The 13,449-nt window shown below is 59.2% G+C and carries 14 protein-coding genes and 1 pseudogene; 7 read left to right on the top strand and 8 right to left on the bottom strand.

What is annotated here, in order from left to right:
- Genes NKI35_RS06010 through NKI35_RS06000 form a run of 3 tightly spaced genes read right to left on the bottom strand, consistent with a single transcriptional unit; the run spans position 1 to position 2,038 of the window.
- Positions 1 to 363, bottom strand: coding sequence for a hypothetical protein (locus NKI35_RS06010; RefSeq protein WP_352739052.1), 363 nt, complete (start codon positions 361 to 363; stop codon positions 1 to 3).
- Positions 360 to 1,580, bottom strand: coding sequence for an NRAMP family divalent metal transporter (locus NKI35_RS06005; RefSeq protein WP_352739050.1), 1,221 nt, complete (start codon positions 1,578 to 1,580; stop codon positions 360 to 362). Before NKI35_RS06005 ends, NKI35_RS06010 begins: the two co-directional genes overlap by 4 nt.
- A complete protein-coding gene (locus NKI35_RS06000) occupies positions 1,577 to 2,038 on the bottom strand; it encodes a hypothetical protein (RefSeq protein ID WP_352739049.1) in 462 nt (153 codons plus the stop codon). The genes NKI35_RS06005 and NKI35_RS06000 overlap by 4 nt, the downstream gene beginning before the upstream one ends.
- Before the next feature lie 525 nt (positions 2,039 to 2,563).
- Here NKI35_RS06000 and NKI35_RS05995 point away from each other — a divergent pair.
- The 3 genes and pseudogenes from NKI35_RS05995 to NKI35_RS05985 all read left to right on the top strand — a co-directional run bounded on the left by NKI35_RS05995 (position 2,564) and on the right by NKI35_RS05985 (position 4,708).
- A complete protein-coding gene (locus NKI35_RS05995) occupies positions 2,564 to 3,361 on the top strand; it encodes an SDR family NAD(P)-dependent oxidoreductase (RefSeq protein ID WP_023696321.1) in 798 nt (265 codons plus the stop codon).
- Positions 3,362 to 3,966: 605 nt separating this feature from the next.
- Positions 3,967 to 4,369 (top strand): annotated as a pseudogene (locus NKI35_RS05990) (SDR family NAD(P)-dependent oxidoreductase); the annotation flags it as partial.
- A 90-nt stretch (positions 4,370 to 4,459) separates the two neighbouring features.
- Complete coding sequence (locus NKI35_RS05985) at positions 4,460 to 4,708, top strand: hypothetical protein (RefSeq protein WP_023681163.1); 249 nt, start codon at positions 4,460 to 4,462, stop codon at positions 4,706 to 4,708.
- Positions 4,709 to 4,885: 177 nt separating this feature from the next.
- Here NKI35_RS05985 and NKI35_RS05980 read toward each other — a convergent pair whose 3' ends face one another.
- Together NKI35_RS05980 and NKI35_RS05975 are read right to left on the bottom strand one after the other, a co-directional pair.
- Positions 4,886 to 5,302 (bottom strand): response regulator, encoded by a 417-nt coding sequence (locus NKI35_RS05980; protein WP_023741815.1) that lies wholly within the window; start codon positions 5,300 to 5,302, stop codon positions 4,886 to 4,888.
- Complete coding sequence (locus tag NKI35_RS05975) at positions 5,299 to 8,412, bottom strand: CheR family methyltransferase (RefSeq protein ID WP_023736052.1); 3,114 nt, start codon at positions 8,410 to 8,412, stop codon at positions 5,299 to 5,301. The genes NKI35_RS05980 and NKI35_RS05975 overlap by 4 nt, the downstream gene beginning before the upstream one ends.
- A gap of 158 nt (positions 8,413 to 8,570) precedes the next feature.
- Here NKI35_RS05975 and NKI35_RS05970 point away from each other — a divergent pair, with 158 nt between their 5' ends.
- Positions 8,571 to 9,125: a response regulator gene (locus NKI35_RS05970; protein WP_050588792.1), complete on the top strand. Its 555-nt coding sequence runs from the start codon at positions 8,571 to 8,573 to the stop codon at positions 9,123 to 9,125.
- Positions 9,126 to 9,242: 117 nt separating this feature from the next.
- Entirely contained in the window at positions 9,243 to 9,419 is a 177-nt protein-coding gene (locus tag NKI35_RS05965) for a hypothetical protein (protein WP_023681160.1), read from the top strand.
- A 221-nt stretch (positions 9,420 to 9,640) separates the two neighbouring features.
- On the opposite strand, the gene NKI35_RS05960 is transcribed toward NKI35_RS05965, so the two are convergent.
- The 3 genes from NKI35_RS05960 to NKI35_RS05950 all read right to left on the bottom strand — a co-directional run bounded on the left by NKI35_RS05960 (position 9,641) and on the right by NKI35_RS05950 (position 12,653).
- Complete coding sequence (locus NKI35_RS05960; RefSeq protein ID WP_023736053.1) at positions 9,641 to 9,904, bottom strand: hypothetical protein; 264 nt, start codon at positions 9,902 to 9,904, stop codon at positions 9,641 to 9,643.
- Between the two features lie 750 nt (positions 9,905 to 10,654).
- Positions 10,655 to 12,142, bottom strand: a complete 1,488-nt coding sequence (locus NKI35_RS05955; RefSeq protein WP_352739046.1) for an alpha,alpha-trehalose-phosphate synthase (UDP-forming) — start codon at positions 12,140 to 12,142, stop codon at positions 10,655 to 10,657.
- 286 nt (positions 12,143 to 12,428) lie between these two features.
- Positions 12,429 to 12,653, bottom strand: a complete 225-nt coding sequence (locus NKI35_RS05950) for a hypothetical protein (protein ID WP_023681156.1) — start codon at positions 12,651 to 12,653, stop codon at positions 12,429 to 12,431.
- 192 nt (positions 12,654 to 12,845) lie between these two features.
- On the opposite strand from NKI35_RS05950, the gene NKI35_RS05945 reads away from it, so the two are divergent.
- Together NKI35_RS05945 and NKI35_RS05940 are read left to right on the top strand one after the other, a co-directional pair.
- Positions 12,846 to 13,001 (top strand): hypothetical protein, encoded by a 156-nt coding sequence (locus tag NKI35_RS05945; protein ID WP_352739044.1) that lies wholly within the window; start codon positions 12,846 to 12,848, stop codon positions 12,999 to 13,001.
- A complete protein-coding gene (locus NKI35_RS05940; RefSeq protein ID WP_352739185.1) occupies positions 12,950 to 13,315 on the top strand; it encodes a GFA family protein in 366 nt (121 codons plus the stop codon). Before NKI35_RS05945 ends, NKI35_RS05940 begins: the two co-directional genes overlap by 52 nt.
- Positions 13,316 to 13,449 lie beyond the last annotated feature (134 nt).

The following is a 13,449-nucleotide window of genomic DNA, read 5'->3' as shown; positions in this document are numbered from 1 at the left end:
TCACGCTCCTGGGATGCGCCCGATGACATGATCGCGCAACCAGTCCTGCCAGGCGAAAATCGACGTCTCGCCCACCTCGATGTCACATTCGATGTCGAGCCCGTTGTCCTGCACCTTTTTCCACGCAATCCTGTGTGGCTCGGCGTGGCGTTTGCCACCCACCCTCTTCGCCAGTTGCGCCATCCATTCCCCGGGCCGCGCGCCAAGGCGGCGCGCCAAAGTGATGGAGCCGAGTTCTATCGCGACAATCCTTGGTGGTTTGCCCCGCCGCAACTCGGCCACCACTCCGTCGACCTTGCCGATCTTGACCCGCCGGCGGTCGAACACCTGCTTGTCCAGGAGATCACGCATCAATTCCATCATGTGCCTCCGAATATCTGCAGCGGAATCGTCACCACGGCGAGCACGAAGGCAAGCGCGATAATGAAGACAACGGCGGCGTTCGAAATGATGCCGTTGCGACGTTCGCCGACATAGCGTTCGTCATTCAGCAGGAAGAGAAATGGAACTACCGTCAGCGGAAGGCTCGCCGCCGTTACCGCCATGGAAAAGATGGTCAGCCTCAGTGGGTCTAGGCCAAGCATGATCGGAATGGCGGCCAAAAACAATGATGCCGTATAGACGGCACTGAAGCCCGGATCATCGCGCGGCTTGCGATCCTCACCCCACGTCCAGCCAAAGCCCTGTCCCACCAGATATGCCTGTTGCAACCCGACTTCGAGTGCGGCGCCGAAACAGGCAATGGCGAGCGAGGCAACGAATAGAACGAACCCCCAGAAGCCGAATATAGGGATCAGCATCAACGGCAGTTGGTGATAGTCGTCCACCTGGTCGATGCCGCGCGTCGCGAGAACGAGAGCAGCGACGATCAACACGCCGATCGAAATGGTCCCACCAAAGGTCATGCCCAGCCCGGCGATGGCACGATTGGCCCCAAGGTGGCTTTCATCCCATTTGTCCTCGATAGCTCCCGAGGAATAGAACATGAAAAGATAAGGCGATATCGACGCGCCGAGAATGCTGGCCGCCATGAACCAGTAATTGATGGCATCGTGAGCCGGCAGCGAAGGCACGGCGCTGCCAGCGACCGCTGTCCAGTCGGGCTTTAACATCACCGCACCAACCACGAAGCACAGCGTCACGAGGCCGAGGACCGAAACGCCTTTCTCGATAAAGCCAAACGTGCCTTTCCACAGCAGCAACCATGCCAGCAACGCCACCGGCAGTGCCCACCACTGGAAGCCTATGCCGGTGGCAAGTTCGAGTGCGATGGCCACACCGCCGATCTCAGCGGACAGCACCATGAAATTGACGAGAAGGACGACGAGCAACGTCCATAGGAAGACGTTGAACCCAAATCTTTCACGAATGCCCTCTGAGATCGTGTGATGGCTCATCGCGGCGAACCGACCGGCCATTTCAACCAAAAAGATGATGCATATGGTGCCGAGAACTATGGCCCAGATCAGCTGGAATCCGAAGGCGGCACCCGCCTGCGCCGCCGTAGCCATCGACCCGACTTCGAGGAAACCTCCGACACTGGTGACGACGCCAAGCGATATTTCCAGAAGTTTCTTCACGGCTTTGGTCCGAAAGCGCTGGTGTAAGCGGCGGCGAGCGAGCGCATGCCCGCCCGAAGATCCTGTTGTGCGCTTTCCACCTCAGTGCGATTGTTCACCCGCAATCCCGCCTCGGCATGCGCCACCGCCACCGACAAACTGTTGACTGCTGCCGTCAGTCCTGCTCGCCCGGCTGGTTCAGCGGTCTCGGCCGATCGAATTTGCGCCTCGACATCGGCCAGCGTTTTTCCGACCGAGTGCAGTGCGGCCGTGGCATAGGCGGACGGTGCCGCTCCCTCCACCCAGGCATCCAGCACCATCGATACGGTCTGTGCCGCGGAGGCCGCTGTTCGTGATTGCTGCGCCACCTGATTGGAAGACGAGCATCCGGCCAACCCGGCTAGAATCAGAAGCAAGCACAGGCAGCCAACCGGAAAATGACGGTCGTTATGGGGTACAGCGCGCGTTGGATGCGCCACGCGGATTTCCTCCCCGGCCCGAACCAACTGCGTCCGGCATCAATGATCTAGAGCGCTCGGAGAGCTCGTCAAACGAAACCGACGACGAGCCTGTGAGGTCGGCTAGTCCCACGTAACAAAACGCTCCGTCCCGGACAGCCGTGAAAGAGGGCGGGCCCGCGCTTCTCTTTGGCGCGGAGAAGCGCGGGCAGATCGGGCTGAGGGGATGACCCGATCGCGCAGCATCAACATGGGAGGGCAACAACGCTGCACGGTTCGAACTTCCAGCCGGGCCACTTGTTCCAACTTCAACTGATTAGGCTCATCGCCGTTCTGAGTACTCAATCCAGGCGTTGGTGGGCCTTTTGAAGGTAGGCCATGGCGAGTTCTCATGGCGTAGAACGGTTTTTGTCGCAACGGCCCATCCATGAACGCGCGCAACGACCGCGATGACGACCGTCGCCTGACCGTGATGACAGCGCACGATCAATCCAGCCCAAACGCCGCGGAACAATTGTGCCCGCTCGTGGTTCCGATGGCACGAAGATGGAGGATATGATGACGGACGCCAAACTCGCTGTGGTGACCGGCGCCTCGAGTGGCATCGGAAGGGAACTCGCAAAGCTGTGCGCTAAAGACGGTTACGACCTGATCATCGCCGCCGACGAGCCGGCTATCCGGCAGGCGGCAGAGGCACTTGAGACCCACAATGTAACGGTCGAAGCCATTGAGGCCGATCTGGCGACCGTCGAGGGCGCCGATCGGTTGATCTCCCAGATCGGCGATCGCGATATCGACCTGTTGTTTCTCAATGCGGGACGCGGGCTCGGCAACGGCTTCGTCGACCAGGACTGGCGAAAAGTCCGCCGGATCATCGACACCAATGTCACCGGAACGGTCTATCTGGCGCATGAACTCGGCGCCAAGATGGCCCGGCGAGGCCGCGGGCGCATCCTGTTCACCGGATCGATCGCCGGCTTCATGCCCGGCACATTCCAGGCCGTCTACAACGGCACGAAGGCGTTCATCGATTCCTTCTCGATCGCGCTCCGCCATGAGCTGAAAGATAGCGGCGTGACGGTCACCGTGCTGATGCCTGGCCCCACGCAGACGCGATTCTTCGAGCGCGCTGAAATGATGGATACAAAGGTCGGCTCCGATGAAAAGGACAATCCGGCCGATGTCGCCAAAACGGGTTACGAGGCGATGATGGCCGGTGATGAACAGGTCGTCAGCGGTTGGAAAAACAAGCTGCAGGTTGCCGCCGCGCATGTCACGCCGGCAGGCACCTTGGCCGAACAGCACCGTAGGATGGCCGAGCCGGGGTCGGCGTCCAGCGACTGAGCTGATATTTCGCGTCATCAAACGGGCTGGCATTCGCAGAGACCGCATGTGCTGCGCGAGGCAATCTATCGCTGCCGCAAGGCGGCACCATCTCGGTTCCCGGCGTCTGTGTTGGCCTGGTCGATCACATCCCGTCTGGCGGCGATCAATAAGGGACCGGCTTTCCGGATGGGCCAGACGCATACGCAACGCTACCTGGAACCTTTATTGGCGACGGTCCAGAACGGCGAAATCGATTCCTCCTTTCTGACTACCCACCGGCCGATCTGGAAACAGGGCCGGATCTCTACAAGACGTTCCGCGACAAGCAGGAGGTTGTGTCAAAAGTGGTGATGCGGCCTCACGGCCGAGACGGGCAAGGCGACCGACACTCACTGCAATCACAAGGGAACATTCGCGTCGACGGCCGGTTAGGTGCCACTTCCGTAACGGTCACCTGCCGTCAAAGCGAGCCCATGATGAACCACGACCAGCATGACAATGTACCAGACGCAGCGCGTAGACTTGTCGTCGGAAGCATGGCGGGAGGAATTCTCGTCGCTTATGCTTCCACGGCGTCAGCCGATACGGGAACAGTGCCTGCTAAAGCAGGCCCTGCGAGCCCGATGCTCAAACAGAATCCGGTGACGCAATATCCCCAGCCGCCGTTCAAGCCACAGGAACAGAAGTGGCCGGGTTTGGCCACCAAGATGGTGCCGCGCCCGGATCACGGCGAAACAACCTACAAGGGATCAGGCAAGCTTGCCGGTCGCAAAGCGCTGATAACCGGCGGCGATTCCGGAATTGGTCGTGCGGCGGCGATTGCATTCGCGCGCGAGCGTGCGGACGTCGCTTTCGGCTACCTCCCCGAAGAACAGGAAGACGCCGACGAACTGGTGGACCTAATAAAAGCGGCAGGTCAAAAGGCTTGCCGGCGATATCCGCAATTAGGCCTTTTGCAGAAAGCTGGTCGATGAAGCAGCAACGCCCCTCGGCGGTCTCGACATCCTGGTCAGCAACGCTGCCCGCCTCACTCGAGTCAACGGTCCTCAAAAAGGGCCGCCAGGCCCACCGCTCCTTAGGCGTGGTGGGCTTTCAGACTGTCCACAGGAGGAACCAATGGCTGGCGATGAAATAGAAAGAAGGCGACTGCAGATGTTGATCGAACAATATCTGGAGACCCGTAAGCGACGGCACGATTTCGTGTCGATCGCGAATGCCGAACTCGCGATCAAGGCGGTCATGCCGCATTGCCCGGTGTCAAACGCAGCGTTGGCAGAGATGATTGCCGCTGGCGCCGTCACTTACGGCCTTGGCGTCCTATTCGACGCGAAGCAAACCGAGGGCGAACTGCCCGTTGTTTGCTAGGCTCATCGCCTGACCAATCGTCGCGCGGTCGCGAAGTTTCGCCCAGCTCTGGAATACGCCAGACCGGGAGCATGCCAATCGTGCCGGCCGGATCGCAGGCACTTGCCGGCGACGTCGTCTCGGGCCTGGACCCGAATGTCGTCGCATATCTGATGAAAAACCAGTGTCTTTGTGCAGTTACCGGGCTTCTCGTTGGGTTGGCACCGTTCCGCTGTCCTGGTGTCTTGCCAAGGCTGTCGGTTGAACACCGAGCATATTTCGCACGGCCTCGACCAGCGCGGCAGCCCACACGGGTTTTGACAGCATCTTGTGATGACGCAAATCCTGCGGAATGTCGGATGTTGTGTACCCACTGACGAAAATAAACGGAATTCCGCGTTGCGCTAGAAGAGGGACAAGGGCAGCGCTGGTCTCGCCGCCGAGACCAATGTCCAGGACCGCGGCAGATATGACTTCACTCTCGATCAGCTTTTTCGCGCGAGCAACGGACGGCACTGGCCCGGCGATGGCGAAGCCGGCCTCTTCCAGAATTGCGCGGTGCTCCTCCGCGACCAGCCATTCATCTTCGACGATAAGGATACGAGATGCAGTCACGTTTCGCTCTCCCGATGATCAAACGGAAACTCAATCCGCAAGCTCAAACCATCGGAACCGAAAGATGTTTCAAAATTTCCGCCAAGCCGATACTCAATTTCGCCCTTCACCAGCGAAAGACCAAATCCCGTCTTCTCAGGCGGACTGACAGCGGGACCGCCGCTTTCTAACCATTCGAGCTGAAAACCGTGATCCGACGCCGACCAAGTCACGGACACCACGCCGTTTGGCACGGACAAGGCGCCATATTTTCCAGCATTCGTGGCAAGTTCATGGATCACCATGCCAAGCGACAGGCCCTGCTGAGGCTTGAGCCGAATGTCCTCGCCTGTGGTGTTGATGCGTTCCAGCCCGAACGGCTCGACTTCCTGCCGCACGATTTCCTCGACCGAGACCTCTTTCCAGCTTTCGCGCGAGAGCACTCCGTAGGCCCGCGCCATGGCGCGCAGGCGACCGATGAGCGCTTCGGCGAAAGCCTCCGAAGAGGGAGCATTTTTCAGGGTCTGACTGGCAATGCTGACCGTAACAGCCAGCATGTTCTTGACCCGATGGTTGAGTTCCGAGATCAATACCCGCTGGTGGGCTTCGGCTTCAGCCATGGTCGTCACATCGACAAAGGTCACCACCACGCCCTGGATTTTCCGCGCGCTGTCGCGGTAGGGGATCAGCCGCACGAGATAGTGGATGCCGTTGCTATCGCGCGGCAGCTGGTGCTCGATCATCTCGCCGGCCCTGAAAACCTGGGCAATATGGTCGCGCAGGTGCGGATAATCGAGCCGGCTGGCAAGATCGGTCAGCGGTCTTCCGATGTCGGTCGGCAGCAAGTTGAAGAACGAAGACGCCGCCGGCGTGAAGCTGCGGATAACCAGCTTGGTATCGAGAAAAACAGTCGCGATCTGTGTGCTCTCGAACAGGTTCTTCAGATCGCTGTTGGCACGATCGAGATCCTCGATCTTGGAAACCAGTTCGGCATTGATGGTGTTCAATTCCTCATTGAGGGACTGCATTTCTTCCTTGGAGGCCTCGAGCTCCTCATTGGAGGACTGGGCTTCTTCGTTGACCGAGACGAGTTCCTCATTGGAAGATTTCAACTCCTCCAACGCGGTCTCATATTCTTCGATCGTCGATTGCAGGCGCTCGCGCGTATCGCGGAGCTCGCGTTCGAAATCAGCAATCCCAGATGCCACCGGCTGTCGAACCTTTAGAGCCTCCAGCCGCGGCTGCGGCTGGCCCACCGGCTCGAACAGGACGAGAAACAGCGGCTCGCCGCTGCCGCGATCAGTCAAGGGCTCGATCGTCAATGTGACGAATTGGACACGATCTTCATCTTCTTCAATGGCTATCGCTTCGCGCACAACCGTGCGCCGGCCCTCGGCGGCTTCCCGCAAAGCGCCGCGCAATTCCAGACGCAGGCCGCTGCGTGCCATTGTGAGCAATTGTCTGCTCGGCACTCCTTGCGGCGGCTCGAGATATTTGCCGGTTCGGACCGAGTAATAGACGACATCTCCATCACCATTGACGACGACGTGAGCCGGAGCGAAGCGTTCGAGAACCTGCGCTTCAACGGTTTGCCTTAGGGAATAAGACAAGCCACGGCGCGCATGTGTGTCATTGGCGCTGGAAAAGTTGGTTGCAGGCGCAGCATTCAACAAGATCGGCAGCCGCGGCGGCGCCGAATGTTCTCGTGCCTTGAAGATCCGTTGTTTCTTGTCGACCGGTGCAAACAGGTCGGCATGCTGGCTTATGCTTTCGGAGGTGCCAAGGAACAGATAGCCGCCGGGCTTCAGCGAATAGTGGAAGGTCGGAATAACCTGCTTTTGCACATCGGGGCCGAAATAGATCAGGAGGTTCCGGCACGACACCATGTCCATGCGCGAGAAGGGTGGATCGCGGATGACGCTGTGCGCCGAGAAGATGCAGAGATCACGTACGCTCTTGCTCAAGATGAAACTTGTGCCGTCATTGCTGAAGAAGCGTTCGCGACGTCCAGGCGAAACGCCCGCAAGCAATGACTCCGGATAGCGCGCCGAACGTGCGATGCCCAGCGCCGCGTCATCGATGTCCGTGGCGAAAATCTGGATGCGCGGCACAGCCGAAAGTGTATCCATATGCTCGCGCATCAGCATTCCGATCGAGAAGACTTCCTCGCCGGTTGCGCAGCCGGGCACCCAGACGCGGATCGTATCGTTGGCGTCCTTGCCTTCGAAAAGTTTGGGGATGACGGTTTCTTCCAGGGTTTTGAAAGCGTCCGTGTCGCGGAAGAAATTTGTCACGTTGATCAGCAGGTCGCGAAACAGCGACCGCACTTCCTCCGCATTTGAACGAAGCAACTCTATATAGGCATCGATCGCGGTGTTCTGTGTTATTTGCATGCGTCGCCTGACGCGACGCAAGAACGTCTTGGCCTTGTAGCCCGAGAAATCATGTCCCGAATGGCTGCGCAGGATCGCGTAGATTTCCTCCTGGCCCTTGCGGAGTTTCAAAGCACTGGCCTTGCCATCGTCAGCTTCAAGCTCGTCGAGCAGTTCAAAGCTGTGGGCAAATTCCATGAGTTTCGCACCCATCTCATCGGCTGGGATGGCGATATCGATCAGACCGGAACTGATCGCGCTGCGCGGCATGTCGGGATTGCTCGGACCCGACTCGTCGGAGAGTTGCGCCAGCGTCAGGCCGCCATGCTCCTTGATTGCCTTGATGCCCAACGTACCGTCGGAATCACCGCCCGACAGGACGACGCCGACGGCGTATTCGCCCTGATCCTCTGCCAGCGCGCTAAAAAAGATATCGATGGGCTTGCGCTCCCTGGACACCGAATTCGGTTGGCGCAGCTTTAGGCTGGAATTTTCGATGGTGAGGATCGCGTTGTGCGGCATCACGTAGACGGTGTCAGGATGGATATCCATTGCATCTTCAGCGACACGAACCGGAATTCCGGTGTAAAGCGCAATCACTTCGTGCAGCAGACTTTCCCGTTCCGGGCTGAGATGCGTGACGATCACGAACGCCATCCCGCTCGAAGACGGCATCCCGCGAAAAAATCCCTCCATGGCGGCAATGCCGCCCGCAGAGGCGCCAATACCGACTATGGGGAACCTCGGCAGCTTTTGCATCAATTGTCCTGCTTCAGTGAAATGCAACGCGGCAGCGCTGATTTCGATCCAATGTGTAAACCGTTCCTGGTCGAATTCCCATCCCGCACCGCCGATAGCCACGGAACCGATGAACGCGACCGCCGTTTAAAGCCCGGAGGGCTGCTATGTTATTAGGCATGCGAATTCTGCTCGTCGAGGACGAATTCTTGCTGGCAAGCGAACTTGCCTCCTATTTCAGCGATTGTGGAGCGACCGTTTTGGGGCCGGTGTCGTCAGTCAGCCGGGCTCGACGATATATCGATTCAGCGGATGGGGCGGTGCTGGACATCGATCTTAACGGTGAGACTGTTTTTCCCCTCGCCGATGAGCTGACGGACAGAGGCATCCCGTTCGTATTCTTCTCCGGAAACGATCAGATCACCCTGCCGGAGCGGTTCCGGTACACCCAAAACCTCTCCAAGCCGGCCGGGTTCAGGACGGTTGCCGGGATCCTCGCCGCGCAATCAACAGCGCTTGGTGAAGACAACGTTTTCCGCGCTCTTCCAAAACTGAGGCTGTCCGCGCGGCTGCTGCTGGGCGACCCACAGGCGGCCGATCGCCTCGTCGAACGGACATTGAAGGCGGCGCTGGAGGAGCGGTTGTCGACGCGGCATGACCTTCCCTTGAGCGAATGGCTCAATACACTCATGGAGGAGGTGCTCCGCAACGACAGGTCTGGAATCATGAATTAAGATTGTCCGATAGTTTGCCGCAGGCCGCCCTGTCGACCGCCCCCGCCACGGTACCCCTCCCCCAAGAGCGCTTCGCTTCGTCTTGCAAATACGGCCGCATTCCTGCTAGAAATCCTCGTGGCCAAACCTCCGCAAACCAAACCTGACTCATTCCGCGATCCTGTTGAGGGCGACGCACTCGCAGCGCTGCTCGACGAAATCGCGGAAGAGGAAACACCTGAACGGCTGTTGAAGCTCGCCCTTGAGCTGCAGCAGCAACTGCTGTTGTCAAAGCAGCTGAAAAACCCCAACTGAACGGCCTGCAGCTAGGCATCTTGATTTGCCTCGAGTTCCACGATGGCGTCATCGCCTCGTTCGCCAGACCCCTGGTGCGGTAATCTTTCAGCGCTCGATGTGGGCGAAAGCCCAGTCTCAATAGCTCAGCCGTTCTGCGCCCAGAAAGCCCTGATGCCATCATGGCGCCGATGAGACGACCTGGAAAATCAGGGCCGACTTGGGTCGCAGCCCGAGGTCGATCATTGCTGCCCTGGCATCTCGGTATTTTCTTGCGGGCTCTTTTTGACGCCGGCCGCGGGTGATGTCTCGGCGGGGGCATTGCCGCCTTGGTTCTGTTCCGGGGTGCGCTTTACCGGCGATGTCTGCCACGATCCGCCTGAAAGGGGTATGAACACAAAGAAGGCTAGCAGGGCGACGAAGATAACAGCCGCAATGACGACGCCCCACCCGAGTACATTTCGGGTGCCACGCTGTTCTTCCTTCCGGGACACATGCTCCGTCATCACTGGACTCCTTTGTGTCATTCGATGAGATACAAATTTATCGTGCAGATCGACCGCACGGTCTGCTCTTCCCCGACGCGTTCCGCCGGCACAGCCGAAGAAGCTGAAGCTAATCTTCTCCAGCTTTTCGGCTGCCTGGTTTGGCGGCCCGCTTTGGCGCTTTCGGCACTGTCGGTTGCCGCTCGGGTGCAGGCGGATTGATCGCCTCGTGCGCCAAACGGGCTTTGCGCAATCGCGCCGTTTTCTCTTCCCGCGCTTTGCGCTCGGCTTCCATTACTCCTTGTGCGTAGAGGGTGGCTCGTGCGTCTCTGTCGTTTGCGGATCCACTGGCCGCCATAGTCAGCCCTCCGCCTTGTAATTTCTTGCTTCCTTCTTGGCGCCGGCTTTGCCGTGCTCGGCTGCAAGCTCTTTGGCCTGCCCGGGTGACACGTCGGTGGCTTCGGCCAACTTGATTGCCTCTTGTTCAGAGAGATCTCTGTCCTTTCGCGTGGGGTTCCTTGTCATCGCAGATCTCCTATCAGAGCCCAAACGACCGGACCGGCGGTGTGTTCCCTGGGACCTTCGATAGTCCACCGATTGAGGCGGGCTATCGCGCTTCCGTCAAACGAGCGAAAAGGTTCTGATGCGGACGGACAAGATACACGATCAGCTTCAAGGCCTTTCGAACTGCTAGGCAAGCCGGGTTATGGCCGGGCTATGACCGTGTGGGACGCGTGACACACGGACGGGTTCAGGCATCGATGCCAGGCGCTAGTTCTCACCCGCGAGCGTGGCGAGAAATGACCGCCGCCATTCTGCTGCGTCATTGCGCGTGATGCGCTTGAGCAGTGCACTATGCCTTGCAATTCTTTCCTCAAGCGGCATCGCGAGCGCTTTTGCGATCGCATCGGCAACCTCGTCGACCGCATACGGGTTTACGATCAAGGATTCGGCAAGTTCTTCGGCCGCACCTGCAAAACGCGACAACACCAGCACTCCGGGATCGGCTTCGTCCTGCGCGGCTATGTATTCCTTGGCGACGAGGTTCATTCCGTCACGCAGGGGCGTGACCAATCCGACCTGGCTAGCGCGCAACAGGCCAGCAAGCCGAGAGCGTGATACGGCACGGTGGATGTAGCGGATCGGGGTCCAAGCCAAATCCGCGTATCTTCCGTTGACCGCGCCGGCGGTTGCCTCAAGCTGGGCCCGGATGTCGGCATAGGCGCTGACCTCCTCGCGCGTCGGCGACGCAATCTGCAAATAGGTTGCCGCCCGCTCTTGTTCCGGATGCCTTTCCAAAAGACGCGCGAAAGCCTGCATGCGGCCGGGGAGACCCTTGGAGTAGTCCAGCCGATCGACGCCGATGATTTGCTTGAGGCCCAGAATCTGGCGGCGCATGGAATCGATCTGCACATCCTCCGCCGCCTCATTGGCCATGCGTGCGATTGAATCGACGTCGATGCCTATCGGAAAACACCTCGATAACACCGTGCGGCCGTTCATCTCAGCCGAACCATTGATATCAAAAGTAGTGGAGTTGGCCGCCTGCACTGAGCGCCGGAAATTCCCCACGTCCGTTTCGGTCTGGAATCCCACGACGTCATATTGAAGCAGATCATCGATGAGTTCTTCATGGTCGGGCGTGGCTACAAACAAGTCAGGCGGCGGGAACGGTATGTGAAGAAAGAAACCGATCCGATTCCGGACTCCCAGCCGCCGCAACTGGGCGGCCAAGGGGATAAGGTGGTAGTCGTGAACCCACACCAGGTCGTCGTTGCCCGACAGCAGTCCTGCGAGCGCCTTCGCGAACCGCGCATTGATCTGCCGGTAGGCGTGTAGAAACTCTGCCCGGTGGTTCACCAGGTCGAGTCGGTAATGAAAAAGCGGCCACAGCGTGCTGTTGGCATAGCCATTGTAATAGAGCGAATACTCCTCATAGGGCAGGGTAAGCGCAGCCGTCTCGATCTTTCCCACCCGTTCCAAGCGGATCAGCGGTTCGTCGCTCGCGGCGTAGTCCTGATACTCGGCGCTTGCTCCTAGCCACAGGCCTCCACGCTCGGCCAACGCATCCCCGATGCCTACAGCAAGTCCGCCGGCTTGCGACAGATCGCGAATGTTCCCCAGCCTGTTCGAGACGACAACCAGACGACGCGGGATGGCGCGATCGCCAGTTGGCTCCCCACCTACGGCGTCGCGCTCAAGAGGGTCACCAACCGTTTGCGAAGCCTCGTTGAGAATTTCATCCGGTCGCTGCAACAAGAGCAAATCCTGAGCGTGAAGATCGCTTGGGGAACGGTCCGCGCGTGCGATTGTTCCCGACGTAAGTGTCCAGCCGGATTCGCTGGTTCTCGGCCCGCTCGGGCGCCTTTTTCAGCGGCTCTCGCAGGATCGTCGTCGGACACACCGGTGATGAGACCCCGATCCAGCACGCCGAGCAGCCGCTTTGGCGACGGCCGGACTTACCGCTTTGGTATTCATGCTGCCGGATCCCCTGCCCTGTCATATCAACTCCCCACCTTGGCAAAAGCCCCAAGTGACCAAACCGTCAGTCCACCTCGATTACCTTGCGCGTCGGCTTTCGTTGGCGGGGCGGCTGCTTTGCGGCTACGGGCGCGGGCGGGGTCTGCGCTATCGATGCCTCCAACAACTGTCGCTGTTCTCTAAGCCGCGCCGTCTTGGCTTCCCTGGCATGCCGCTCCGCTTCCAACAGCAACTTGGCTTCTCGATCCGCCCTCTCGATCTTTTCCCTGTCGACGCGTCGTGTTTTCAAGGTCGCCTCCTTTGGTCAGACGGCGAACAAAGTGCGGACCTGAAAAAATGTTCCCAACAAATTAAGGCCTGATCTGCCTCGAATGATATTGACCAGCAGCCCGCCGGTTGCGCGCATCTGCGGCTCTGTGACGTCCAAAGGAACTGCTTGCCGTCCGCGGCGTTACGCCACCACGCTGGCCGGAAGATTACCATGGACGACAAACCCCGAACGACGGTCAGAAAACCGGCCCGGATTGATGAGGGCATTGCTTTTGCGGAGCCATCACAGCTGAATTCAGTGGCGATCCCTTTTGGATTTGTTTCGACCACGACGATGACTGCCGACGAGCGATCGGCAGCCCACTGACGATCTGGATTGGCTATCGTCCAGATCAGGTCGATTGGCTCGGCTCCAAACCAAAAACATTTTCGAAAACCAGGGGCGTCGTGCGCTCCTTCTGTTCGGAATGTGGCACCTCGATTGGGTACACCGATGAAGGCTTGCCAAATGAGTTCTACATCTCGATCGGATTCATGGACGCGCCCGAGAAGTACCATCCCCAAGCCCAGGCCTATTGGGAAATGCGGCTGCCGTTTATCAGGATGGATGACGGTTTGCCTCGCGTCGAGGGCTACACCCGGGCGCGCGACCCCGCCCTGGGCAATCCCAGAGACCGGTGAGGCAGGACGCTGGATCTCGGGCGTCGTATCTGCAAGCCAGCGCCAGGGCTGGCGGAACGGCGGCCGAACCATTGGAATGAGAGAGATCTCCAAACGGACAAATGCCCGAAACCAATTTCACCGGCGTGGGTTGA

It is taken from the genome of Mesorhizobium sp. M0676, assembly GCF_040320535.1.
GTDB lineage: Bacteria > Pseudomonadota > Alphaproteobacteria > Rhizobiales > Rhizobiaceae > Mesorhizobium.
Note: the sequence above shows the minus strand (reverse complement) of the source record. Positions and strands in the feature narration are given on the sequence as shown.

Excerpts from the sequence above, each read along its gene's own strand:
- NKI35_RS05975 (WP_023736052.1), bottom strand. The coding sequence starts at position 8,412 with ATGCAAAAGCTGCCGAGGTTCCCCATAGTCGGTATTGGCGCCTCTGCG.
- NKI35_RS06010 (WP_352739052.1), bottom strand. The coding sequence starts at position 363 with ATGATGGAATTGATGCGTGATCTCCTGGACAAGCAGGTGTTCGACCGC.
- NKI35_RS05995 (WP_023696321.1), top strand. The coding sequence starts at position 2,564 with ATGGAGGATATGATGACGGACGCCAAACTCGCTGTGGTGACCGGCGCC.
- NKI35_RS05970 (WP_050588792.1), top strand. The coding sequence starts at position 8,571 with ATGCGAATTCTGCTCGTCGAGGACGAATTCTTGCTGGCAAGCGAACTT.
- NKI35_RS05945 (WP_352739044.1), top strand. The coding sequence starts at position 12,846 with ATGGACGACAAACCCCGAACGACGGTCAGAAAACCGGCCCGGATTGAT.
- NKI35_RS05985 (WP_023681163.1), top strand. The coding sequence starts at position 4,460 with ATGGCTGGCGATGAAATAGAAAGAAGGCGACTGCAGATGTTGATCGAA.
- NKI35_RS05960 (WP_023736053.1), bottom strand. The coding sequence starts at position 9,904 with ATGACGGAGCATGTGTCCCGGAAGGAAGAACAGCGTGGCACCCGAAAT.